Source organism: Marinimicrobium sp. C6131, from assembly GCF_026153455.1.
GTDB lineage: Bacteria > Pseudomonadota > Gammaproteobacteria > Pseudomonadales > Cellvibrionaceae > Marinimicrobium.
Window position 1 is genome coordinate 1462400 of sequence record NZ_CP110629.1, and the last position, 20546, is coordinate 1482945.

Annotated in this window: 19 protein-coding genes, 4 tRNA genes and 1 pseudogene; 10 read left to right on the top strand and 14 right to left on the bottom strand. The window is 59.7% G+C overall.

From position 1 onward, the window contains the following. Positions 1-35 precede the first annotated feature (35 nt). Complete coding sequence (aroC, locus tag OOT55_RS06190; RefSeq protein WP_265368257.1) at positions 36-1133, bottom strand: chorismate synthase; 1098 nt, start codon at positions 1131-1133, stop codon at positions 36-38. Positions 1134-1173: 40 nt separating this feature from the next. After that, positions 1174-2091 carry a 50S ribosomal protein L3 N(5)-glutamine methyltransferase gene (prmB, locus tag OOT55_RS06195; RefSeq protein ID WP_265368258.1) on the bottom strand — a complete coding sequence of 306 codons (918 nt, stop codon included), beginning with the start codon at positions 2089-2091 and terminating at the stop codon, positions 1174-1176. 221 nt (positions 2092-2312) lie between these two features. Between prmB and folE the strand changes: the two are divergent. Continuing rightward, a pseudogene (gene folE / locus OOT55_RS06200) lies at positions 2313-2855 on the top strand (GTP cyclohydrolase I FolE); the annotation flags it as partial. Between the two features lie 9 nt (positions 2856-2864). Here the strand turns inward: folE and OOT55_RS06205 are convergent. From OOT55_RS06205 to OOT55_RS06235, 7 genes are all read right to left on the bottom strand, one after another. Beyond that, a complete protein-coding gene (locus OOT55_RS06205; protein WP_265368259.1) occupies positions 2865-3824 on the bottom strand; it encodes a DUF4892 domain-containing protein in 960 nt (319 codons plus the stop codon). A 14-nt stretch (positions 3825-3838) separates the two neighbouring features. Continuing rightward, positions 3839-4747 carry an alpha/beta hydrolase gene (locus tag OOT55_RS06210; RefSeq protein ID WP_265368260.1) on the bottom strand — a complete coding sequence of 303 codons (909 nt, stop codon included), beginning with the start codon at positions 4745-4747 and terminating at the stop codon, positions 3839-3841. Next, complete coding sequence (locus OOT55_RS06215) at positions 4744-5697, bottom strand: substrate-binding periplasmic protein (RefSeq protein ID WP_265368261.1); 954 nt, start codon at positions 5695-5697, stop codon at positions 4744-4746. Before OOT55_RS06215 ends, OOT55_RS06210 begins: the two co-directional genes overlap by 4 nt. A gap of 3 nt (positions 5698-5700) precedes the next feature. Next, entirely contained in the window at positions 5701-6168 is a 468-nt protein-coding gene (gene sixA / locus OOT55_RS06220; protein WP_265368262.1) for a phosphohistidine phosphatase SixA, read from the bottom strand. 9 nt (positions 6169-6177) lie between these two features. Next, positions 6178-6600, bottom strand: a complete 423-nt coding sequence (locus tag OOT55_RS06225) for a DUF4389 domain-containing protein (RefSeq protein ID WP_265368263.1) — start codon at positions 6598-6600, stop codon at positions 6178-6180. After that, positions 6600-7619, bottom strand: coding sequence for an NAD(P)H-dependent glycerol-3-phosphate dehydrogenase (locus tag OOT55_RS06230; protein WP_265368264.1), 1020 nt, complete (start codon positions 7617-7619; stop codon positions 6600-6602). Before OOT55_RS06230 ends, OOT55_RS06225 begins: the two co-directional genes overlap by 1 nt. Before the next feature lie 480 nt (positions 7620-8099). Next, positions 8100-8636: a flavin reductase family protein gene (locus tag OOT55_RS06235; RefSeq protein WP_265368265.1), complete on the bottom strand. Its 537-nt coding sequence runs from the start codon at positions 8634-8636 to the stop codon at positions 8100-8102. Between the two features lie 175 nt (positions 8637-8811). Here OOT55_RS06235 and OOT55_RS06240 point away from each other — a divergent pair. The 8 genes from OOT55_RS06240 to OOT55_RS06275 all read left to right on the top strand — a co-directional run bounded on the left by OOT55_RS06240 (position 8812) and on the right by OOT55_RS06275 (position 13762). Beyond that, positions 8812-8888 (top strand) — tRNA-Pro (locus OOT55_RS06240). Positions 8889-8913: 25 nt separating this feature from the next. Further along, positions 8914-8990: transfer RNA gene (locus tag OOT55_RS06245), tRNA-Arg, on the top strand. 161 nt (positions 8991-9151) lie between these two features. Then, positions 9152-9227 (top strand) — tRNA-His (locus tag OOT55_RS06250). A 112-nt stretch (positions 9228-9339) separates the two neighbouring features. Further along, on the top strand, positions 9340-10188 hold the full coding sequence (gene folD, locus OOT55_RS06255) for a bifunctional methylenetetrahydrofolate dehydrogenase/methenyltetrahydrofolate cyclohydrolase FolD (RefSeq protein WP_265368266.1): 849 nt from the start codon (positions 9340-9342) through the stop codon (positions 10186-10188). 10 nt (positions 10189-10198) lie between these two features. Next, the gene (locus OOT55_RS06260) at positions 10199-10894 is read left to right on the top strand and encodes a pseudouridine synthase (RefSeq protein ID WP_322113827.1); all 696 of its coding nucleotides are present in this window, start codon (positions 10199-10201) and stop codon (positions 10892-10894) included. Further along, entirely contained in the window at positions 10887-11918 is a 1032-nt protein-coding gene (locus OOT55_RS06265) for a methyltransferase (RefSeq protein WP_265368267.1), read from the top strand. The genes OOT55_RS06260 and OOT55_RS06265 overlap by 8 nt, the downstream gene beginning before the upstream one ends. Positions 11919-12208: 290 nt before the next feature. Further along, positions 12209-12619 (top strand): DUF6795 domain-containing protein, encoded by a 411-nt coding sequence (locus tag OOT55_RS06270; RefSeq protein ID WP_265368268.1) that lies wholly within the window; start codon positions 12209-12211, stop codon positions 12617-12619. Then, entirely contained in the window at positions 12620-13762 is a 1143-nt protein-coding gene (locus OOT55_RS06275) for a lipase family protein (protein WP_265368269.1), read from the top strand. Between the two features lie 51 nt (positions 13763-13813). Here OOT55_RS06275 and OOT55_RS06280 read toward each other — a convergent pair whose 3' ends face one another. Together OOT55_RS06280 and OOT55_RS06285 are read right to left on the bottom strand one after the other, a co-directional pair. Next, positions 13814-14563, bottom strand: coding sequence for a methyltransferase domain-containing protein (locus OOT55_RS06280; RefSeq protein ID WP_265368270.1), 750 nt, complete (start codon positions 14561-14563; stop codon positions 13814-13816). A gap of 3 nt (positions 14564-14566) precedes the next feature. Further along, a complete protein-coding gene (locus OOT55_RS06285) occupies positions 14567-15190 on the bottom strand; it encodes a DNA-J related domain-containing protein (RefSeq protein WP_265368271.1) in 624 nt (207 codons plus the stop codon). Positions 15191-15431: 241 nt separating this feature from the next. On the opposite strand from OOT55_RS06285, the gene OOT55_RS06290 reads away from it, so the two are divergent. Further along, positions 15432-15507, top strand: a tRNA-Asn gene (locus OOT55_RS06290). A 71-nt stretch (positions 15508-15578) separates the two neighbouring features. On the opposite strand, the gene OOT55_RS06295 is transcribed toward OOT55_RS06290, so the two are convergent. The 3 genes from OOT55_RS06295 to OOT55_RS06305 all read right to left on the bottom strand — a co-directional run bounded on the left by OOT55_RS06295 (position 15579) and on the right by OOT55_RS06305 (position 20192). Next, entirely contained in the window at positions 15579-17126 is a 1548-nt protein-coding gene (locus OOT55_RS06295) for an alpha/beta fold hydrolase (RefSeq protein WP_265368272.1), read from the bottom strand. Then, the gene (locus OOT55_RS06300; protein WP_265368273.1) at positions 17126-18661 is read right to left on the bottom strand and encodes a putative bifunctional diguanylate cyclase/phosphodiesterase; all 1536 of its coding nucleotides are present in this window, start codon (positions 18659-18661) and stop codon (positions 17126-17128) included. The genes OOT55_RS06295 and OOT55_RS06300 overlap by 1 nt, the downstream gene beginning before the upstream one ends. Positions 18662-18980: 319 nt before the next feature. Next, positions 18981-20192, bottom strand: a complete 1212-nt coding sequence (locus OOT55_RS06305) for a glycoside hydrolase family 26 protein (RefSeq protein ID WP_265368274.1) — start codon at positions 20190-20192, stop codon at positions 18981-18983. Between the last annotated feature and the right edge of the window lie 354 nt (positions 20193-20546).

Genomic DNA, 20546 nt, shown 5'->3' on the forward strand with positions numbered 1-20546 from the left:
ACAGAGCCCCAGCATGCCACAGTCGCGACGGGGAATCACGACTGCGCGGGAATCACCGGCGTATCGACGCGCACGTCCGTATTCTGCGCCCGGTGGCGCAGACAGTGGTCCATCAACACCAGGGCCAACATGGCCTCGGCAATGGGTGTGGCCCGAATGCCCACGCACGGGTCGTGACGGCCAGTGGTAATCACTTCCACCGGGTCGCCGTGCACATCAATGCTGCGCCCGGGCACTCGCAAGCTGGAGGTGGGCTTGAGGGCCAAGTGCGCGACAATGTCCTGGCCCGACGAAATGCCGCCCAGAATGCCGCCGGCGTTGTTGGAGGCAAAGCCCTCCGGGGTCAGCTCATCGCGATGCTCGGTACCCTTTTGCGCCACGGACGCAAAGCCCGCACCAATCTCCACCCCTTTCACCGCGTTGATGCTCATCAGCGCATGGGCGATCTCTGCATCCAACCGGTCAAAAACCGGTTCACCCAATCCCGGCTGCACGCCACTGGCCACCACGGTAATCTTGGCGCCCACAGAGTTACCCTCTTTGGCCAGCGCCTGCATATAGGTTTCCATCTCCGATACCTTGGAGGCATCGGGGCAGAAGAAGGGATTCTGGCTGATCTGGTCCCAATCCACCGATTCAATGGCAATGGGCCCCAACTGCGACAGGTAACCGCGCACTTCGATGCCGTAGCGCTCGCGCAGATATTTTTTGGCAATCGCACCGGCCGCCACCCGCATGGCCGTCTCGCGAGCGGAGGAGCGACCACCGCCACGATAGTCACGCACGCCGTATTTGTGATGGTAGGTGTAGTCAGCGTGGGCCGGGCGGAACTGATCCTTGATTTTGGAGTAGTCCTTGGAGCGTTGATCGGTGTTTTCGATCAACAGGCCGATAGGTGTACCCGTGGTTTTGCCCTCGAACACTCCGGACAGAATCCGCACCTGATCAGCTTCGCGCCGCTGTGTGGTGTAGCGGGACTGGCCGGGCTTACGCCGGTCCAGATCGAGCTGCAGATCTTCCTCCGACAGTGCCAACCCCGGCGGGCAGCCATCGACTACCGCGCCCAGCGCAGGACCGTGGCTCTCGCCGAAAGTGGTTAAGGTGAACAGTTTGCCAAAGCTATTGCCGGACATAATCGGTTCCGAATTTCTCGTCTACGCAAAAAGAGGGAGATTATACCTCAGAAAAGGCCGCCAGCGCCCGAGCGCTGAGCACGAATACGCCGTGACCGCCCCGCTCGAACTCCACCCAGGTAAAGGGTAGCTCGGGGAAGGCCCGCTCCAGCGCCGCCCGGGAATTACCCACCTCCACCACCAGAATACCGTCCTCGGTCAAATGCCGGGGTGCCTCGGCGAGCAGCCGTCGGGTAAAATCCAGGCCATCATCCCCGGAACCCAGCCCCAGTTCAGGCTCGGCGCGGTACTCCGCCGGCATGTTGGCCAGATCTTGGGCATCGACATAGGGCGGGTTGCTGACGATCAGGTCATAGCGGCGCCCCGAGAGTTCGGCGAAGCCATCCGATTCCAGCGCTTCGACACGCCCCTCCAACAGATGCGATCTGATATTGGCCCGGGCCACCGCAAGCGCATCCGGAGAGATATCACTCAGGTCCACCCGTGCATCCGGAAAGGCATAGGCGCAGGCAATACCAATGCAGCCACTGCCGGTACAAAGGTCCAGCACACGCTCGGGCTCGACTTCCAGCCAGGGCTCAAATCCGGCCTCAATCAATTCGGCGATGGGAGAGCGCGGCACCAATACCCGCTCATCCACCGCGAAGCGAAGTCCGCAGAACCAGGCTTCACCGGTAAGATAGGCGGCGGGCACGCGCTCTCGAATGCGACGTTCCAGCAGCGCCACCACCGCCTGGCGCTCGGGATCGGTCAGCCGCGCATCCAGCCACTCCTGGCGACTGTTCTGAACGGGCAGATGCAAGGTATGAAGCACTAGTTGTACGGCCTCATCCCAGGCATTATCAGTGCCATGACCAAAAAACAGACCTTCCGCACTGAAACGGCTTGCGCCCCAGCGAATAAAGTCACGAACCGTTTTCAGAGGCGCCCATTCCGGCGCGGCGTGCGAGGATGACACGGTAATGCCCTTTGAGTTGTTAAATAAAGTCGCTATTGTAACGGTTATGAGCCACTAGGGGTGGGCTCTCTCGACCACGCCTGGCGAAAGCCCATGGTTACCGGAGCCAATGATCCGGAAGAGGCATCCAGCCGTAAAAAACCCTTTACCAAACTGGCCGCTTGCCGTAGGGTAGCTGCCCTCCTGAAAAGCTCGCAGGCCCCCACAGGGTTGAGGAACAGACAATGAAAGAACATTTTGCCCGGATTATTGAAGGCATCGGCGAAGATCTGACACGTCCGGGACTGGCCGACACCCCTGAGCGGGCGGCCAAAGCCTTCCAGTTTTTGACCAAGGGATACGAACAGAGTCTGGATGAGGTCGTCAATGGCGCCCTCTTTCCCTCCGACTCCAGCGAAATGATCATGGTCAAGGACATCGAGCTGTACTCCCTTTGCGAGCACCACCTGCTGCCCTTTATCGGCAAGGCCCACGTCGCCTATATACCCACCGGACATGTGCTGGGCCTGTCAAAGGTGGCCCGCATCGTCGACATGTTTGCGCGCCGCCTGCAGATTCAGGAGCAACTCACCGTGCAGATTGCCGAATCCATCCAGAATATCACCGGCGCCTCAGGCGTGGGCGTGATCATCGAGGCACAACATATGTGCATGATGATGCGCGGCGTGGAAAAACAGAACTCGGTGATGAAAACCTCTGCCATGCTGGGCACGTTCCGCAGCAACCAGGCGACACGCACCGAATTTCTGTCGCTGCTTCGCTAGGATCAATACTCAGCGCTCGGGTAAACGCACGACCTCGACCCGAGCGCTTCTCTCCCCCTTCCCGGCGGGCGACAGGCTTCCCAACCCGAACACCGGCATCCGCTGCTCATCAATGCCGCGCGCTTTGAGCTTCTCTCGCACCTGCTCCGCGTATTCCATCGACTGTGCCTGCTGCGACTCCAGTGAACCGGCGCCATAGTCGTGCCCGACCAGGGCGACGACCCAATTCGGTTCCTGACGCAACAGTGCGGCCAACGCTTCGATAGTCGACTCGGCCACTGAGACTTGCCAGTCCTGAGCTGAGCCCACCACATCGAACCCCGGCAACACAAAATAACCCGCCTCACGCAAACGCTCTCCCAGCACCGTCGGGTTTACCGTGAGAGAGGGGCGCTCCACTTCCGGCATCTGAACCAGATCCAGTTGGACGTAAACCCGCCGGTTGCCGCGACGGACTGAATACAGACTCGCGTAATAGACCGTATCATCGCGAACAATTTCAAACACACTGTAATACTGAAACTGATCCAGACCGTACAACTGAATGACGTTGAAGTGATTGTTGGCCCAATTGATGCTGCCGCCACACTCGCGCTCCTCACAAGCGAACAGTTCTCTGGCGCGACCGGCCGTCAGTTGCTTTTCGTAAAACGCAAACCCCTCCCGGGCGCTATAGCCTGACGGCAACTCCAGTGTGCGCCTCAGCACATTCCCCCGGACTCGCTGCTCCCGCTCCGCTGACCAGGTTCCTCCCAGCTTTTTGTAAGTGGACAGCGCCAGCACATAAGTCTCATCCGGGCGATACTCACGCATCATTATCCGGGCTTCGGGGAAGTCCTCCAGTCCCAGAAATTCCGGCACCTGTGTCGTGCTCTGTGCGAGTGCGGAGGTGGCGGCCAGACAAAGGGCCACACCCGACAACGCCCTATTCAGAAGAAAGGTTACTGCGCGATAACGCCTCAATCGCATGTCATTCCCCCATCTCAGATCGGATCGCCCGACCGGGGCAAAGGCTCTGAGGGCCCATGCCACCCCAACGCCTGCCCATTGAAAAACCGACGCAGACAGTCGGCCACCTGTGGCGCCTGGGACTCCAGGTGCAGATGATGACCACCGGGCAGTTCAATCCAGTCCAACCGCTCGGGAAACCGCTGCAACGCCTCCCGGTAGTGACTGAACAATCGGGGAATTCCGTCCCGCCCCAGAATCATTGCCATGTCCGCCGTCGCACAGGCGAGAAACGCCTCGATATAATCCTCCGTCAGCTTCACTGCGGAAGGCGCCAGAAGGCGTTGGTCTGTGCTCCAGGAATAACCGTCCGCGACCCGCTTTGTGCCGCGCTGGGTCAACGCCTCGGCCGCACCAATACTGAGCGGGAACATGCCCCGGGCACGCGCCTTGGCGGCGAGCTCCAGATCCCGATAAACGCTGAGCGGCTTAGTCCGCAACGAGCGCATTTCCAGAATGGAGCGGGCCAGCTGACGCGGCGCCTCCCGCGGCTGGTGCACCTCGGGCCACAGTGCTTCGATCAGTGCCAGCCGGGTAATTCGCTCGGGAAAGGTGCCCGCCGCAATCATCCCGATGATACCGCCGCGGGAATGGCCGAGTATGGAAAACTGATTCCAGCCCAGTTGATCGGCAACCTCGAACAGTTCAGAGACATCTTCCCAGATGTTGTAGGGGCCAGCGCCGGGCCGGTGGCCGCTGCGACCGTGACCGGCGAGATCCAGCGCCACAATATGGGCCCCCGGAAGCAGCGGCGCCAACGCCTGGAAACTGGCACTGTTATCCAGCCAGCCATGCAGCGCCAGAACCGGCTCGCCACCGGGGTCGCCCCACTCCTGAGCCGCCAGGGTCAACCCCGGCAAGGAGAAGGTTCGCTCCCGAATCATGGTTCAGACACCTCGGAGTCGTCGCGGTCGATTTCAGTAGCACTCAGGGTTTCGGGGCGCCACCACAACTCCGGTCGGTTCAAAGGCACAGACTCCGGCAACAGGGGATTGGTCAGCCTCAGCACTCGCCGATCGGATAACTCACCGCGTTTGAAGACCGGCCGATGACTGGGGTGTTGATAGAAAAGCTCATCGAAACTGCCATCCGCAATCGCCCGTTCAAGCCCCTGTTCCAGACGTTGCGCCAAAGCGGTGTTCTGGCGACGGACGAAAAAATAGCTCGCCGCCGGGTAATACAGCAACAACGTCGGCTCGACCTTCAGATCGAGCTCCGAGCGCTGCGCCACTTCGACCCAGGGTTCACTCAGGGCGCGGGGAATATAATCAATGCGCCCGTGCTGCAACATGGTGAAAAGCGAAAAATAACCACTGGTGGTCACGGGCAGTTCGTTGTGCCGGAGAATGTCCGTGTCCGGCCAGTCGGCCGCCTGACCGGCCACATGCCGGGCGAGATCTTCGACCGTTTTCGTGTCGGCAAAACGGGCGTGGTCACTCGCTCGTACCACCAGCAAACGATACCCCACCATCCCCTTTGTCAGCGGAATGCGCACGGGCCGCAAGTGCCGCTCCCGATTGCGCGTGGTCATACTCCAGAGCACATCCACTTGCTCGCCGGCGGACAGCAACCGGAGTATACGCCCCTGAGGGACGCGCAGAGGAACCGCCTGGAGACGGTAATCGCCAAAGTCGTCACGGGTTTTATCCAGCGCCAGGCGCAACAGATCCTCAAAATAGGTGTTCCGCTGATCCAGAGGACTACTCATATCCGGATAGCGCACCACCAGCGGTTCATCGCCACCCCGCGCCGCCCAACTGGAGCCGCTCCAGATGATCGCGACGGTCACCCCGACGCCGAGAAGTCGATACCACGCAACCACCGGGACCACCATGCGTCAGTCGTCCCGGTGGCGCAGCCAGCGCAGCTCTCCAACACCGGCCGCGACCACATCCATGGTCAGACAGGCGACGGAGGCCGTCCCCATCGGGTAACGGCCCGGCTCGGCACCGGTCAGATAGTGAATCAGGTCACCCACCAACGGCATATGGCTCACCAACAACACATGCTCTTCTTCGCACACTTGCAGTTGCGCACACAGCGCTTCCAGATCCGCATCGGGAGTCAGTAATTCGGTCACGACCGGCTCCGCACCGCGGCCCAACACCTGATTGACAATCGCGGCGGTCTGCCGGGCCCGACGGTAGGGACTGACCCATAGCTGATCCAGCTCGGATAACTCCGCGCTCAGCGCATTGGTGACCCGCTCAACGTCGGCCGCTCCCCGGGCGGTCAAGGGCCGCTCGGCATCGGATGACGCCTTGGCCTGAGCCTGGCCATGGCGCATTATGAACAGGGTTTTCATTCAAGCACCTCAATTACGCGGATGATCGTCGCCGGTATTATTCTGGTCTTCTTTGTTCGGAGCAGACTTGTCATTCGACGACGCGGCCGCCGCCCGGGGCCTGGTTTTGCGACGCGGCGCTGTTGAAGAAGGCGCTGTTGAGGAAGAGGGAACAGTTGCGTCCGGCCAGTCACTGAACGGAAACGGCTTGTCGTCGCGACTGTAGGTGAGAAATTCCAGCACCCGGTAAATGTACAGCGCCAGCGACTCCCCGAACTGACGCAGATTGCCATTGGGGCTTCCGGTCAACAGTGCAAACAGGAACTGCAGGACGATCACGACCCCCATGACCAGCCCGGCCACATAGAGCAGTACGGCAAACAGCAGCATGTAGACCAGCCGCAGCCAGTGCTTGCCCGATGTCACATTGGTTTTCAGAGATTCTGTGTCCATTAGTGCGCTCCCATATATTCCACGTCGTGGTTTTGTTCGCCCAGCATCAGTTTCCGGGCGACATCAGCGATTGCCTCACCCTCAAATAGTACCGCAAAAAGCCCCGAAACAAGAGGCATATAAACGCCCAGCTCGTCCGCCTTCTGTTTGACCTGACGCAGCGTGTTAACCCCCTCGGCGACCTGCCCCAACCCCTGGATGACCTGCTCCAGGGGCTGACCCTGCCCGAGCGCATAGCCCACCCGATAGTTGCGGCTGAGGTCCGAGGTGCAGGTAAGAATCAGATCGCCCACGCCGGCCAGGCCCAGGAACGTCATCGGGTTGGCCCCCATAGCAGCGGCAAAGCGCCCCATTTCCGCCAGACTGCGGGTCAACAGCATCGCCTGGGTGTTGTGCCCCGCCCCCAGCGCCGCAGCCATACCGCATACAATGGCATAAATGTTTTTCAACGCACCACCGAGTTCAACGCCATACCGGTCAGGGTTGGCGTAGACCCGGAAGGTCTCGGAGCGCAGACAGCTCTGGACCTGTCGAATCAGTGCCTCGCTCTCACTGGCAATGACCGTGCCGGTCTGTTGTCGGGCCACAATTTCCTTGGCGAAGTTCGGGCCGCTGAGCACCCCAATGGCATGTTCAGGCAACTCCTGCTCAAGAACCTGACTCATCAGAGTAAAGCCCTTTGGCTCAATGCCCTTGGCCGTACTGATCACCATTGCCTCTTTTCGCAGTAGCGGTGCAATCTGCCGGGTTACCGCCCGAAAGGAGTGACTGGGAATAGACACGAATACCAGATCGCTGCCGGACACCGCCCGGTCGAGATCCGATGTCACCTCCAGACCGTCAGCCAGCCGCTGTCCGGGCAGATAGCGCCGATTCTCCCGCGCCGCCTGGGTCTCGGCGGCGCTGGCGGAGTCACGCATCCAGAGAAAGGTGCGAACGCCGTTTTCGGCAATAATGTTGGCAATGGCCGTTCCGAAGCTTCCGCCTCCGAGTACGGCCACCGTGAGCTCTTGGGTCATAGGGTTAGATCCGTCCTGCATTGATACCGATCGCTTTAAAGTGTAGCCCGCTTCCACAGGCCCGGGGATGACAAGCCGCCTCCACAGGGAAAGCCGGCTGATGACACAAAAAATTCACATTTTTCTTGTCCACATTTTCTGTGGATAACTTGGTGGATACTTTTTGGGAAAGTGCCTCCAACCCGCATCAACTCTGACCGTTGCACAGATTGCCCAAAAAATAACCGTCTCGATTTTTCCTTTATTTATCAATATGTTACGAATGTCAAGCCGGGATATAACGAAGTTTTCGCCCGCTGTCGGAAGCCTTGACAACCGCCGCACCGCTAATGTGCATAAAACAGTTAGTGGACCTTAACCGCGAAACTCCCGTAGCCACAAAACTTTCATAAAGCAAGCGTATTATTACGCGCGCTCGAGATTATTTCGACGCCATCCATGCGCCCGATCGAGGCGCTCCGGAACCGTCGTCAACGCGCTTCAGCGGGGCACGAGTGAGCTGTAGCCACCATCAACATAAATCAACGGATCGACGGCCAACTCCCCGAGTTTCACTTCGTGAATCCGGGCTACCACAATGTGATGGGTGCCATAGGTCAGTATCTGGTCCGACTCGCAGAAGAAGGTTGCCTGAGCGTCCGCCAGGTAAGGCACCTCGCCCCGCCCCTGGCGCCAATCTCCGATACTGAAACGGGGCTGATTCCCCTCAAAGCCGGCGCATCGATTTGAAATGGCCTGCTGGTCGGCGCCCAATATATTGATGGCAAAAGGTGTCCCGGGAGTGGATAGATGTCCCTCCAGCGCCACCTGTTTATTCACGCAGACCAGCAGGGACGCGGGGTTGTCTGACACCGACGTGACCGAGGAGACCGTCATGGCATGACGCTCACCATCGTCGGAACGGGTGGACAGCACCGATACGCCGGACGCCAGGCGACGCATCCCCATCTTCATCGCCATACCCAGTTCGGCCTCCCGCTGGCGATCGACCTCGTTTTGCTTGGGGGTATCCTGCATGCTTACTCCTCACATCTGGTAAGCCGCTATTCTGACGAGCCGCCGTGGCAGACACAAGTGCCGCAGCACGCCCCTCAGCCGTAGTGCCAATTTACCGTTGACGCGGTGGGGCACCATCGGTATTATGCGCACCTCGCGAATGACGGCGTCCACTGGATGGCCATTCGGTCTACGGCGGAGTGTAGCGCAGCCTGGTAGCGCGTCTGCTTTGGGAGCAGAATGTCGGGGGTTCGAATCCCTCCACTCCGACCAATCGCCTGCGAGATTTCCCAGCCATGCGCCCGTAGCTCAGCTGGATAGAGCACCCGCCTTCTAAGCGGGTGGTCGCAGGTTCGAGTCCTGCCGGGCGCGCCATCTTCAACGTGGGGTAATGAATCCACTGAAAGATCGGAAGGCTCGTCAGACGACAAACCTGTATCAGGGTAAGACCTCAAAGGTCTGGATTCATACCGAAAACTTCGGTAGAGTACGCGCCCTGAAATTGACCCCGGCAATCGGGGCAACACCGTGCAATGGTGGCTGTAGCTCAGTTGGTAGAGTCCTGGATTGTGATTCCAGTTGTCGCGGGTTCGAGCCCCGTCAGCCACCCCACTTCCCCCTCCCTGTTTCCCCCAACGACACCACAACGGCGCTTTGCCTGAGCGGAGCACTGTGGGACAATAGCGCCCTTTTCCACTCCAGCCCAGCATGAGGAATTCGGTCCATGCCAGCACAGATTCTCGACGGTAAAGCCCTCGCCAAAAAAACCGAGCAAGAGCTCGCCCAGCGTGTTGCTGATCTCAAAGCCCGCAGCGACGGCCAGGCCCCTATTCTGGCCACCATTCTGGTGGGTGATGATCCGGCCTCGGCCACCTACGTGAAAATGAAGGGCAACGCCTGTGAGCGCATTGGCATGGAATCCCTGCGCATTGAGCTGCCGGCGAGCACCACCACCGACGAGCTGCTCGCCAAAATCGACGAGTTGAACAACGATCCCAATGTGCACGGCATTCTGCTGCAGCACCCGGTCCCGGCGCAGATTGACGAGCGTCGCTGCTTCGACGCCATCAGTCTGGAAAAAGACGTCGACGGCGTCACCTGTCTCGGTTTTGGTCGTATGAGCATGGGCGAGGAAGCCTACGGCTGTGCGACCCCCAAAGGCATCATGCGCCTGCTGGACGCCTACGACATCGAACTGGAAGGCAAGCACGCCGTCGTGGTTGGTCGCAGCGCCATACTGGGCAAGCCCATGGCCATGATGCTGCTCGGGGCCAATGCCACCGTGACCATCTGCCACTCCCGCACCAGAAACCTGCCCGAGCTGGTTCGCCAGGCCGATATCGTCGTGGGCGCCGTTGGCCGCCCGGAATTCATCAAAGCGGACTGGATCAAAGACGGCGCCGTAGTGGTCGATGCCGGCTACCATCCGGAAAAAGTGGGCGACATTGAACTCGAACCCCTGGTCGACCGGGTCAGTGCCTATACCCCGGTGCCCGGCGGCGTCGGCCCCATGACCATCAATACCCTGATTTACCAGACCGTAGAGTCCGGCGAAAAGAGCATCGGCCAGTAGCGAGTTCGGCATGGCCATGCGCCTGGACAAATACATCAGCCAATGCACCGGCCTGTCCCGCAAGGGCGTACGTATCGCCCTCTACGGCAAGCGGGTGCAGGTCGATGGTGTCACCACCAAAAGTGTCAGCCAGGCACTGACGGGGAACGAGCAGGTCACGCTGGACGGCGAACTACTCACCCTCCCCCGGGCCCGCTACCTGATGCTGCACAAACCGGCAGGCACGCTCAGTGCCACCCGGGACAACAGCCAGCCCTGCGTGTTGGATCTGCTGCCGCCGGAACTGGCCGACGGCCTGCAGATTGTCGGCCGTCTGGACAAAGACACCACCGGCTTGTTGCTGCTGACCGACGACGGCACCTGGAATCACCGGATCACCTCCCCTCGGCGCGCCTGCGCCAAAGTGTATGACGTCACCACCGCCGACCCCATTGCGCCAGACGTCGCCAAGCAGTTTGCCGAAGGCATTCTGCTCAACAATGAAAGCAAGCCGACCCTGCCGGCCACCTTGGAGCCACTGGAAGAGCGGCGCGCGCGAGTCACGATTCAGGAAGGTCGCTACCATCAGGTCAAACGCATGTTCGCCGCCACGGGGAATCGGGTCGTTGAACTGCATCGACTCGCCGTGGGCGGGATTGTGCTCGACCCCGAATTGGCGCCCGGCGACTTCCGTCCGCTGACCGAGGATGAAATCGCCCGTGTCTGACAGCGCCTCCCAGTGGCTTATGGAACAGATACAAACGGACCCGGGCCTGGACAGCCTATGGTGTCTGGATGAGCACGCCCAGAGCGAATCCGTGCCCAGCAATCGATCCATCCGCGTCATCACCAACCGATGGGACCAGGCCGAGCGCACTCGTAAAGCCGGTCTGGATACACACTTCAGCGACTTCGATTTCAGCCCCTGGGCCAACGACACTCTGGACCGGGTGTTCTATCGTGTTTCCAAAGAAAAGCCCGTGGTTCACCATGTCATCAATGAGGCCGGGCGTTGCCTGAAACCCGGCGGCGAACTGGTCATATGTGGCCACAAAACCGAAGGGACCAAAACCTATATCGACAAAGCCGCCGCCTACCTGGGCGTGCAAGAGAAAGCCAAAAAAGCCGGCCAACTCTATGTGGCCCGATTGCGCCGACTGGAACACTTGAACCAGCCCCTGGACGACAGCGATTACACCTCCCCTCGCGCGATTTTCACAGAAGACGGCGTCGAGTTTTTCAGTAAGCCCGGACTGTTCGGCTGGCATAAGCGGGACAAGGGTAGCGCCCTGCTCTGGGAGCAGGCAGCACCGCGCCTGCGCCGCAGTGGTGCGACGAGCCTGTTGGACCTGGGGTGTGGCTACGGTTACCTCGGGCTGATGACTCATCGCCTACCCCTGCAGCGGCGGGTACTGACCGACAATAACGCCGCCGCCCTGGCCATGGCCAGCTACAATGCTGAACGCAACAGCGTGCCCGCCGAGGTGATTGGCGCCGACTGTGGCGAGCGCATTACCGACACCTTTGATGCCGTGCTGTGCAACCCGCCCTTTCACCAGGGGTTCAGCGTCAGCGGGGATTTGACGGACCGGTTTTTACGCAGTGCTTACGCCCATCTGACGCCCACGGGTCGAGCCTGGTTTGTGGTGAACCGATTCATTCCTCTTGAACGGAAAGCCCGCGGACTCTTTACTCACGCCGAAGTGCTGGTTGACCAGGACGGCTTCAAAGTGATGGAACTTTGCCGCTGACCGCCCTTGACGAAGGCTGTGATCTGACTCACAAAACGCCACGGTTCTGGCGCAATTACCTCCCTGTCATTTTGCCTGTTCTCCCACTTTGCTATGATTGACAGCGCTGGCGGAGCCAGCGAATGACACCGCCGTCAGGACAGCGCCCAACGTCAAGGAAAGATGCCTACCCCCTCCCTTTCCCGACCAAGCGCCGTTCCGGCCAATGCAGGACAGCTCCGGAGAGACCGCCCATGCGGCAAACACTATGCGGTATCGTTTTACTATTGATCAGTCAAGGAGGTATGGCTATGTCCCTGTTTGATATCGGAAAAGTCTGTGTATTTTCTGAGTTTAAGGCCAGAGTTACGGTGAACGGAGAGCCGTTGAAAAACGCCGTTGTTATCAGAAGGTGGGAGTGGCTTGAACCTCAGCAAGATAGAACAACTACCGACGAAAATGGTTACTTTACATTCCCTGCGGCGTTTGAGCGTTCCATTATGAATAGAGCGTTGCCGATCGAGCTGGTCATCGCTCAAGGAATCTACGTAGAAACAGAAGGTGAAGTAAAGAAAATCTGGTCAAACTCAAAACGCGAACCAGAAGAAAACGCCGAATTGGGAGGCCAGCCAATCAACCTCTCTTGCGAACTGACCAATGACATGAAAATAACCCGTCAGTACGGATCGATCATGAATACACTTTGCACAAGGAGTGAGTAGATGTCTTCAGAACTACAACCCACATTCGCTTCGGAACTGACTCGCGATGTCTATGGCGTCACTTCTGAAATAACGTTCAGCGATTTTACTCAAGCTTATAAGTCGGATATGGCGCTATCCTCTTCAAACGCGGTAAGCGGAGTAACCGGTGGGTACATTATCAAAAAGCGCCAAACAGTCGCCATTTTTTCGAAGGGCAAAGGCAAGCACAAAAATGAGGCCTTCGTTCTTTTCAAAGGCACATCGAGCCTCTACGACGCGCTGACCGATCTCAATGCCGGAATAAAGACATCGCATACCGGCACCCCGATTCACCAGGGGTTTTACTACGCTTTCGATTCCGTACTGAACGACCTGAAGAAATTCATTGGCGAACTGAAGGGCGTATCCATGATTCATTGTCTCGGGCACAGCCTTGGCGGTGCCCTGGCCTCCCTCGCCGCTGACTGGATACGCGCCCGCTCTTCCCTGCCCGTCAAGCTCTACACCTTCGGGAGCCCGCGGGTTGGGCTGGACATGTTCGCCCGAAAGTGTACATCTCGCCTGAGTTCCAACAACATATACCGGGCCTACCACCGCACCGATCCCGTCGCGATGGTACCAACCTGGCCGTTCACTCACGTCCCGACCCAGGATGTGGACTATCGGATTCAATCCCCGGTCGCCGCCATCCCCTGGGAATACCATAAAATCAAGCGCTACGTGGATTCAGCCAACGACGCACGCTCCTGGGAGGTGCTCAAAAACAACCGTCCCCAGGGTTACCTGGACAACACGATTGAACGGTGGCTGGAATCCGATGGACTCGTATCCTTCAGCGCCCGCTCACTCGAACTGGTGAATGCCGCATTGATGTACGTCTGTAAAAAAGTGCTCCACGCCACGGGTGTCGCATTAGTGGTGGCGGGCTCAACGACTTTGACACTGATGGACCGGCTGGCAATTTTTCTGCACAAGGCCATAGAAGTATCATCCGATGTGAGTGGCTGGGTGTTCCATCTGGTCAAAAAAATGGCGTCACTGATTGGCATCACGGTGGTGGAGGGAACCAGCCTGACCATCAGCTTTATGCGTGCCGTCTTTCTACGCCTCCAGCAACGTATTGCGAGCATGGTGCAGAGCGCGGGACGCGACCTGCGGTAATCTGACGCACCAGCTTTCCTGATACCGTCGGGCCGCCCGAGGCCCGATTGACTAACGCAACGTCCGGCGGCGATAACGCAGCCGGCATTGCGCCCGCCGCTGGTCCAGTTCGGGATGCGCCTGCAACCGAGCGTCAAACGCCTCCCACTCCGGTGCCTGCCGAAAGAAGGCGCCAATCGCATTGACGTAGTGCGGCGTGCTGAAGCGCTGCGCCTCGGCCCAGTGTCGGCGAATCACGCGATCTTTGCAGCACGCCGACGCACGCAGCTGCGCCTCGCTTTCGAAATTCATCACCAGAGCACCGCCCGGCGCCACCACCGACCAAAGCGCGCTGCACCAGTTTGCATCAGCCGCAATGGCGCGCTCCGCTTCGCCGCCCACATGACCGAACAGATCGTCAATCACCAGATCAAATCCCGGCCCTCGATAGTGGGCCAGCCATTCCCGCGCGTCCGCCTCCAACAGGCAGACATTGGCCGCCGAGGCACCGAACACCTCTCGCGCCACCTGCAAATGCACCGGGTTCAATTCAACACCGACAATCAGGTCCGGGCTCAAAAACCGATTGAGCTGGCACACCACGGCACCACCGCCCACACCCAACAACAACACCCTCGACGGACGACCCGACCGAAGTGCAAAGGCGGGCAGCAACAACAGGTCCCAAACGCTGCCGGTCACCGGCTCGGCGGGATTGTACTGACTGTGAAACACACCGTTGGTGTACAGACGCAGACTGTTACCCGCCCGACGGACCTCATAGCGATCCTCACCCCGCTGACGCAGCCAGACCAGTGCCACCGGCTAGCGGCCCCGCCCAAGCACCGCCATGGCGGCATTGATCTGTTGCAGACGCCGCTCGGAGCCGCCCCGATCGGGGTGATGGTCCATCGCCAGACGGCGGTAACGCTGCTTGATTTCCTCCCGGGTCACCGGATCCGCCAACTCCAGGGTCGCCAGCGCTTCTGCTCGCTCCCGGTCTGTGGGAGCCGCGCCCTGCGCCATGCGTTTCCAGAAACCCGCCAGCAACTCCACCACCGTCTCCTCGGTAGCATTGTCGTAATACGACCAGTCCAGGTAAAACTCGCGCAGTGCGCCCGACTCCGCCTCGGACACCGCCCGGGCACTCTCCCCGTCCGCCAGGGGCCGCAGATAGATCGCCAGGGGCGAAATCACCAGCGCCTGCCCCCGCCGGGCGAACTCCGTCTGCAACCGATGCAGGGCGTTAAACACCTGGAAGTGCACCCGGAACAGCGTCAACGGGTGAAAGCTGTAATCCCGATCCACCAGCCCTTGGGCTTTCAGGCCTTTGATCAGGGTAAACTCGGTCTGGGCTACCCCCTGCGCGGCCTGCAGCAGCTCACGAACGGGGTCGATCAGCGGATTGCGCTCCCCTTCATCGGGCAGTTGTTGAGTGTGTTCAGTCATAGCCGCCAGTATAGGGAAAGCGGCCCGGATTACCAGCAAAAGGCCCGACACCCGACGACGGGCCGCCCGATCTAACCCGTTGAAAAAGCACCAGTTATTACCCAAAGTGCGCAGAGAACACCCAAATTGCACAAAGCGCCACCAGACCGCCCCCAGAGGGGCACTTTTTTCTGAAAAAAGGGTTGACCGATCCAAATCCGGACTATAGGATACGCACCACTTCCAGACAGGAAGGCGCCACTCCGCCTTAGCTCAGTTGGTAGAGCAAATGACTGTTAATCATTGGGTCGCTGGTTCGAGCCCAGCAGGCGGAGCCAAATACGAAGAAACCACCCACCTTGGGTGGTTTTTTTATGGCCGACAGTCAGCCCTTTGACGCCTTCACGCCCTACTTCTCATTCTCCGCAATACACTCCGGCACCCAGTCCCGTTCCGGATGATCCAGAAACCGCCCCAGTGCGGCCTCTGCACAGGTATCCGACCAGATCACCGAGTGGCCTACGTCGTCGGCGATATGGAGCTGCGCATCAGGCCAGCGGCGAGCCACATCGCGGGCCCATTGCGCCGGAGTCACCGGATCCAGCTCACCGGCGAGTATCAGAGTGGGGGCGGCAGGAGGCTCCAGGGGAGGCAGGGGCTGGTCGGCGGAACCCAGCCACCGACAGACGTAGCTGTCCCAGCGGTCCATGTAGGCGGCATAACGCGGATAGCGGGCCAGCTCAGCATTGTAGGCCGCTTCGGTACCCAGCGTATGATCGAAACAATCCACGGCCATATAGGTCAGGCTCGAGAGGCTGCCATCCAGCGCCTGATTGATAAAGGACTCCACCAGCGGGACCACGCGTTCAGGCTGAGCGTTCACAACGCCCTGGAGTGCTTCGGCAATCATTGGCCAGTCGTTCCGGTGGTACATGGCGCTGAACACAGTGGTGAGCAACCGATTATCATCCAGTACTACGTCAATGCGTTCCGTCCGGTACCAACTCTCCACGGATAACTCCAGGGGCGCTTCCTTGAGCGTCGCGAGCGCCTGCATCAGTAACGCTTCCAGATCTGGTACCGATTCGGCGCACCCTTCGCGCCCTTCACACCAACGAATAAAACGTTCGATACTCTCGGTCACCACGCCGGGCCAACTGATCAACCCTCCCTGATCGGGGGGATAGAGAGAGTCCAGCACCAGCGTCCGTACCGGCGGTACCCCTTCGTCATCCGGTGCGGCGGCCGCCAGGGCGAGACGCGTGCCATAGGACACACCGATGAGGTTGAACTGCTCGTAGGGCAGCAGACGCATCAGCGCCACCAGATCCGCGGCACTTTGCCGGGTTCCAAACTGATCCGGGTGAAAGTGCCCGGCCGCTTCCAACCGGGCAAAGCAGGTTTGCAGAAGCTCCGCCGCTTCACGAGCTTCACGTTCCGGAGCGATACGCTGACTGACGATCCGTTCACTATAGGCATCGTATTCCGGGCAGGTTAACGCGGGCCGGCTTTGTCCTACCCCGCGCCGATCCATCAAAATCAGGTCTCTCTGCAGGTGGCTGTAGTCCTGCCAGGACTGCCAGAATTCAACGCCGTCTCTGTCCAGCCCCGCCGAGCCTCCCGGGCCGCCCGGCAAATAGATGACCGGATCATCCCGCCGCGACGAGGCGTTGGAGCGGAGAATGACCACGGGCAAGCGGAACCGCTGATCGCCCACCCGGCTCCGGTAGACCGGAGTCAGCAGGTCCGCGCAGCGCACCTCCCTGCGCCAGTGGCTCTGAAAGTCACAGCGGCGGAAGCGTAGCTCATAGCCTGCCGCGCCGTTCGCGGTATCTTCCGGACCGGTTCCCGTCGCGCGGGGCGTATCCGGGTTGGCGGGAAGGCCGTCGAACCAGTAGGCGCTGAACACCGCCGCGAGCCCCAAGCCCAGTGCCACTATCCACACGGTGTTGCGCATCAGGCATCGACCGTTTGCCGGAGAATCAGGGCCCGGTACTCATCGCCCGGCATGGGACGGGCCAACCAGAACCCCTGCAGATAGTCCACACCCAGCCCTTCGAGCGCCTGGCTCTGGGTCTGCGTTTCCACGCCCTCGGCCACCACCTTGAGATTGAGCGCCTTGGCCATGGCGACACTCGCTTCCACCAAAGCCCGATCCTGCGCCGATTGGTCCATACCCTGAACAAAACTGCGGTCAATCTTCAGGTAGCTGAAAGGGTGTTGGCGCAGATAACTCAATGAGGAATACCCCTGGCCAAAATCATCCATGGAAATGGCCACACCAAGGTCCGTAAGCTGATTGAGTACATCCGCCACCTCGATGACATTATTCAGTAGCACGCCCTCGGTAATTTCCAGAATAACGCAGCGCGGGTCGATCCCGGAATGAAGCAACGCCTGCTGCAGATCACTGACAATGTAGCCGTGCACAAACTGTTTGGGGGACACGTTGACCGAAATCGTCAATGGCTGACCGCTGGCCCTGATCAACTCGACGGTCCGGGCAAACGCCTTTTCGAGCACCATGATGCCCAGCTTGCGAATCTGCCCGCTCTGCTCCGCGACCGGAATAAAATCCGCAGGCGAAATGAAACCCTCTGCGGTGCGCCAACGCACGAGCGCCTCGGAGCCGGTGCAACGGCTTTCAACCGGTTCGTACACCGGCTGGAAAAAAACGTCCAGCGCGTCCTCGTCCAGGGCTTCGCGGAGTTTCTGCTGAAGATCAAAACGGTGCTGCAGGCTGGTGGCCATTTCCGATTGATAAAAATTGAAACAGTGCTTGTATTTTTTACTGTGATGCAACGCGAGATCGACGCTGCGTATCAGACCCAACAGCTGTTCACCATCCTCTGGATAACAGGCCACCCCGGCACTGGCGGTGACGGTCAACTCCATACCGTCGAGGGTGACCGGTTCGGTCAATGCATCCAGCAACGCACCGACGCGGGCCGCTATCCGATGACGGCTTTCGGTCCCCGCGCACATCATCAGAAACTCATCCCCGCCCTGGCGCACCAGATGTTCACCGGGTCCAAGCTGCGCTTTAAGCCGCCGGGCGAGTGCGACAATCAGTTGATCCCCGGCCCGATGCCCGAGGCTGTCATTCACCTGTTTGAAATCATCCAGATCCAGTTGAACAACGCAGAAACCTTTTCCGCTGCGTTCAGCTTGTGCGAGGAGCCGGCGCATCACCCGCAGACCAAAACGACGGTTGGGCAGGCCCGTCAAATAATCGGTATAGGCTTTGCGCCGGATGAGGGACAGGTGCCGGCGCTTCAGATCCAGTTGCCGCGACAGAGCCCAGTTCAGCCGATACGCCAGCAGGTAAATGATCACGCTGGACGCAATCACAAACAGCCAGCCTTTAGTGGTCTGCCAAAACAGAAAGCTGGTGGAGTCTGCGGAGACCAGCCAGAACAATATCCGATCGGACAGCAATATCCACAGGGACGCGAGAACGAGGTAAATCAGAGCTATCCGTACTGGGGTCATAAATGGTCAATATCGCATCAACAGGCCTGCGTTGAGGATAGCAGCCATAGATCAATGCGGCCATATGCCCATGTTTTTTTGTTCCACAATAGACTATGACAATCGGGATCATAGCCCACAGTCGTTGCTATAATCTGGTCAGGTGTCCGCTTCGGACTGTGCAGTGACGGGAGTTTTGCCCCTATGAGCGCCCATCTCGGCGCTCCTGATGCCGGCCCCCCGCGGCCGCAAGCGCCGTCGGGAAATCCCCTCTGGGCCGGTCAATCAGCCGACAGACGGCAGTCCTGCGGGCACCCTCTTCCATTGGATGCCCCACGGATCAGGGAGACTCATACAGGGCCGGGAGGTCGGCCTCGAACAGCGTGGCCGGGTGTTCGTAGAATTCGATAAAGTCCGCGGCGGCCGGGTGACCCGGGTACGGCACGTAGAAGTGATCCCGGTTTTCCCGCGCACGATTGGCGTTGCGCCACACCTGCATATACACGATCTGTCGCGTCCATTCGTTGGCCCGCCAACCGTCGAGCAGCCGCTCGGTAAAGAACCCGGACTCGAACAGCGTGTCTTGCCCACCTTCGGTCATGGCGGCAAGCTTGCCCCGCTGCGCCGCCAGACGGGCCAACCCGCCCAGGCTGGCAACAAACTGTTCGGCATCCTCCTCAGGGGTGGCCGTGTTGGAGGCGTGCCCCAGGTCCCAATAGTTATCAATACCGAGAATATCGACGTAATCATCGCCCGGATAACCGTAGAGGTAGGACGATTCAAACTGATCCATGTCGAGCCGGCTGCGATCCGGCGAGAAGGCGTACAACAACTGATCCAGCTGTCGCTCCCGGGTCAGGTAATCCACGGTAAAACGCCATAGCTGGCGATAGTCGTCCTCCGAGGTCGGCCCTTTCCCCCACCAGAACCAGTCGCCGTTGTGTTCGTGCCAGGGCCGAAAAATCAGCGGCATGGGGCCAATGCGTCCATCGGGCAGGGTCACTTCCAGGCCGTCAACGAAATCCGCGAATTGATCCAGCGCCCGAACCAGGTCCCGGTGGTAGCGCCCACCAGGGAGCAACTCCGCGGCACCGGCATCGGTCTCCCAGGCACTACGCCCGGAGCCCGGGTGGGTCATGTGCCAGGAGAGACTGACCACGCCACCGCGTTCATAGGCCGTCCGCATCCAATCCCGCATTCGGGCAAAGGGCACACCATCCAGGTTGCGGGCATCATTCAACTCCAGGTGGCCCAGGTCCCAACCATAGAGCGCGGGGTAGTCCCCGGTGGTCAGTTTCACATCGGAGCGACCGGAATCGTCGCGCCACTGTACGCCATAGGCAAGACTGTCCTGATGACCAAAAAGAAAGCCCTCACCTTTGAGTTCATGCAAGTTGTGCCAGAGCGCGCGAGCAGCGGGATCGATGTCCGCCGTGATCGGTTCGGCCACACCGGTGGCCCGCTTTGCGGAACCAGATTGAGGGGTTGAGCAGGCCGTCAGCAGGGCAATAATACCCACCAGCAGACCGCGAAAGACATAAGCCCTAGCCATATCACACCTTGTTTATCGGGTTATTCGGATCGTTTTCACAGGGTTTGGTCGGCCGTCCTGACGGCAGAACGCCACCGATTGTAATCGGTTACAACGATAAGGTGCAACTCTGCCAATCCGAAAAAACCAGGACGTTCAGGAAAATGGCCCCGGAGCCGCCCTGCCCCGGGAGAAGGGAATTATTACCGATTGAGCAACGAACGGACGGCGTCGACTTTTTCCTTATCCTCGTCGGACAGCCGGGATTCCAGCTCCTCTTTCAGAGCGCCCTCTGCTTCCGAGCGCACTTCCTCTTCCACCCGTTGGCGGGCCTGCTGCAACAGCGGATTGAGTATCGCACGGGTCAGCTGTGCC

Excerpts from the sequence above, each read along its gene's own strand:
- OOT55_RS06270 (WP_265368268.1), top strand. The coding sequence starts at position 12,209 with ATGTCCCTGTTTGATATCGGAAAAGTCTGTGTATTTTCTGAGTTTAAG.
- OOT55_RS06235 (WP_265368265.1), bottom strand. The coding sequence starts at position 8,636 with ATGCAGGATACCCCCAAGCAAAACGAGGTCGATCGCCAGCGGGAGGCC.
- sixA (WP_265368262.1), bottom strand. The coding sequence starts at position 6,168 with ATGAAAACCCTGTTCATAATGCGCCATGGCCAGGCTCAGGCCAAGGCG.
- OOT55_RS06285 (WP_265368271.1), bottom strand. The coding sequence starts at position 15,190 with ATGACTGAACACACTCAACAACTGCCCGATGAAGGGGAGCGCAATCCG.
- OOT55_RS06215 (WP_265368261.1), bottom strand. The coding sequence starts at position 5,697 with ATGGTGGTCCCGGTGGTTGCGTGGTATCGACTTCTCGGCGTCGGGGTG.
- OOT55_RS06295 (WP_265368272.1), bottom strand. The coding sequence starts at position 17,126 with ATGCGCAACACCGTGTGGATAGTGGCACTGGGCTTGGGGCTCGCGGCG.
- OOT55_RS06205 (WP_265368259.1), bottom strand. The coding sequence starts at position 3,824 with ATGCGATTGAGGCGTTATCGCGCAGTAACCTTTCTTCTGAATAGGGCG.
- OOT55_RS06275 (WP_265368269.1), top strand. The coding sequence starts at position 12,620 with ATGTCTTCAGAACTACAACCCACATTCGCTTCGGAACTGACTCGCGAT.
- OOT55_RS06300 (WP_265368273.1), bottom strand. The coding sequence starts at position 18,661 with ATGACCCCAGTACGGATAGCTCTGATTTACCTCGTTCTCGCGTCCCTG.
- folD (WP_265368266.1), top strand. The coding sequence starts at position 9,340 with ATGCCAGCACAGATTCTCGACGGTAAAGCCCTCGCCAAAAAAACCGAG.
- OOT55_RS06260 (WP_322113827.1), top strand. The coding sequence starts at position 10,199 with ATGGCCATGCGCCTGGACAAATACATCAGCCAATGCACCGGCCTGTCC.
- OOT55_RS06305 (WP_265368274.1), bottom strand. The coding sequence starts at position 20,192 with ATGGCTAGGGCTTATGTCTTTCGCGGTCTGCTGGTGGGTATTATTGCC.
- OOT55_RS06210 (WP_265368260.1), bottom strand. The coding sequence starts at position 4,747 with ATGATTCGGGAGCGAACCTTCTCCTTGCCGGGGTTGACCCTGGCGGCT.
- OOT55_RS06230 (WP_265368264.1), bottom strand. The coding sequence starts at position 7,619 with ATGACCCAAGAGCTCACGGTGGCCGTACTCGGAGGCGGAAGCTTCGGA.
- aroC (WP_265368257.1), bottom strand. The coding sequence starts at position 1,133 with ATGTCCGGCAATAGCTTTGGCAAACTGTTCACCTTAACCACTTTCGGC.
- OOT55_RS06225 (WP_265368263.1), bottom strand. The coding sequence starts at position 6,600 with ATGGACACAGAATCTCTGAAAACCAATGTGACATCGGGCAAGCACTGG.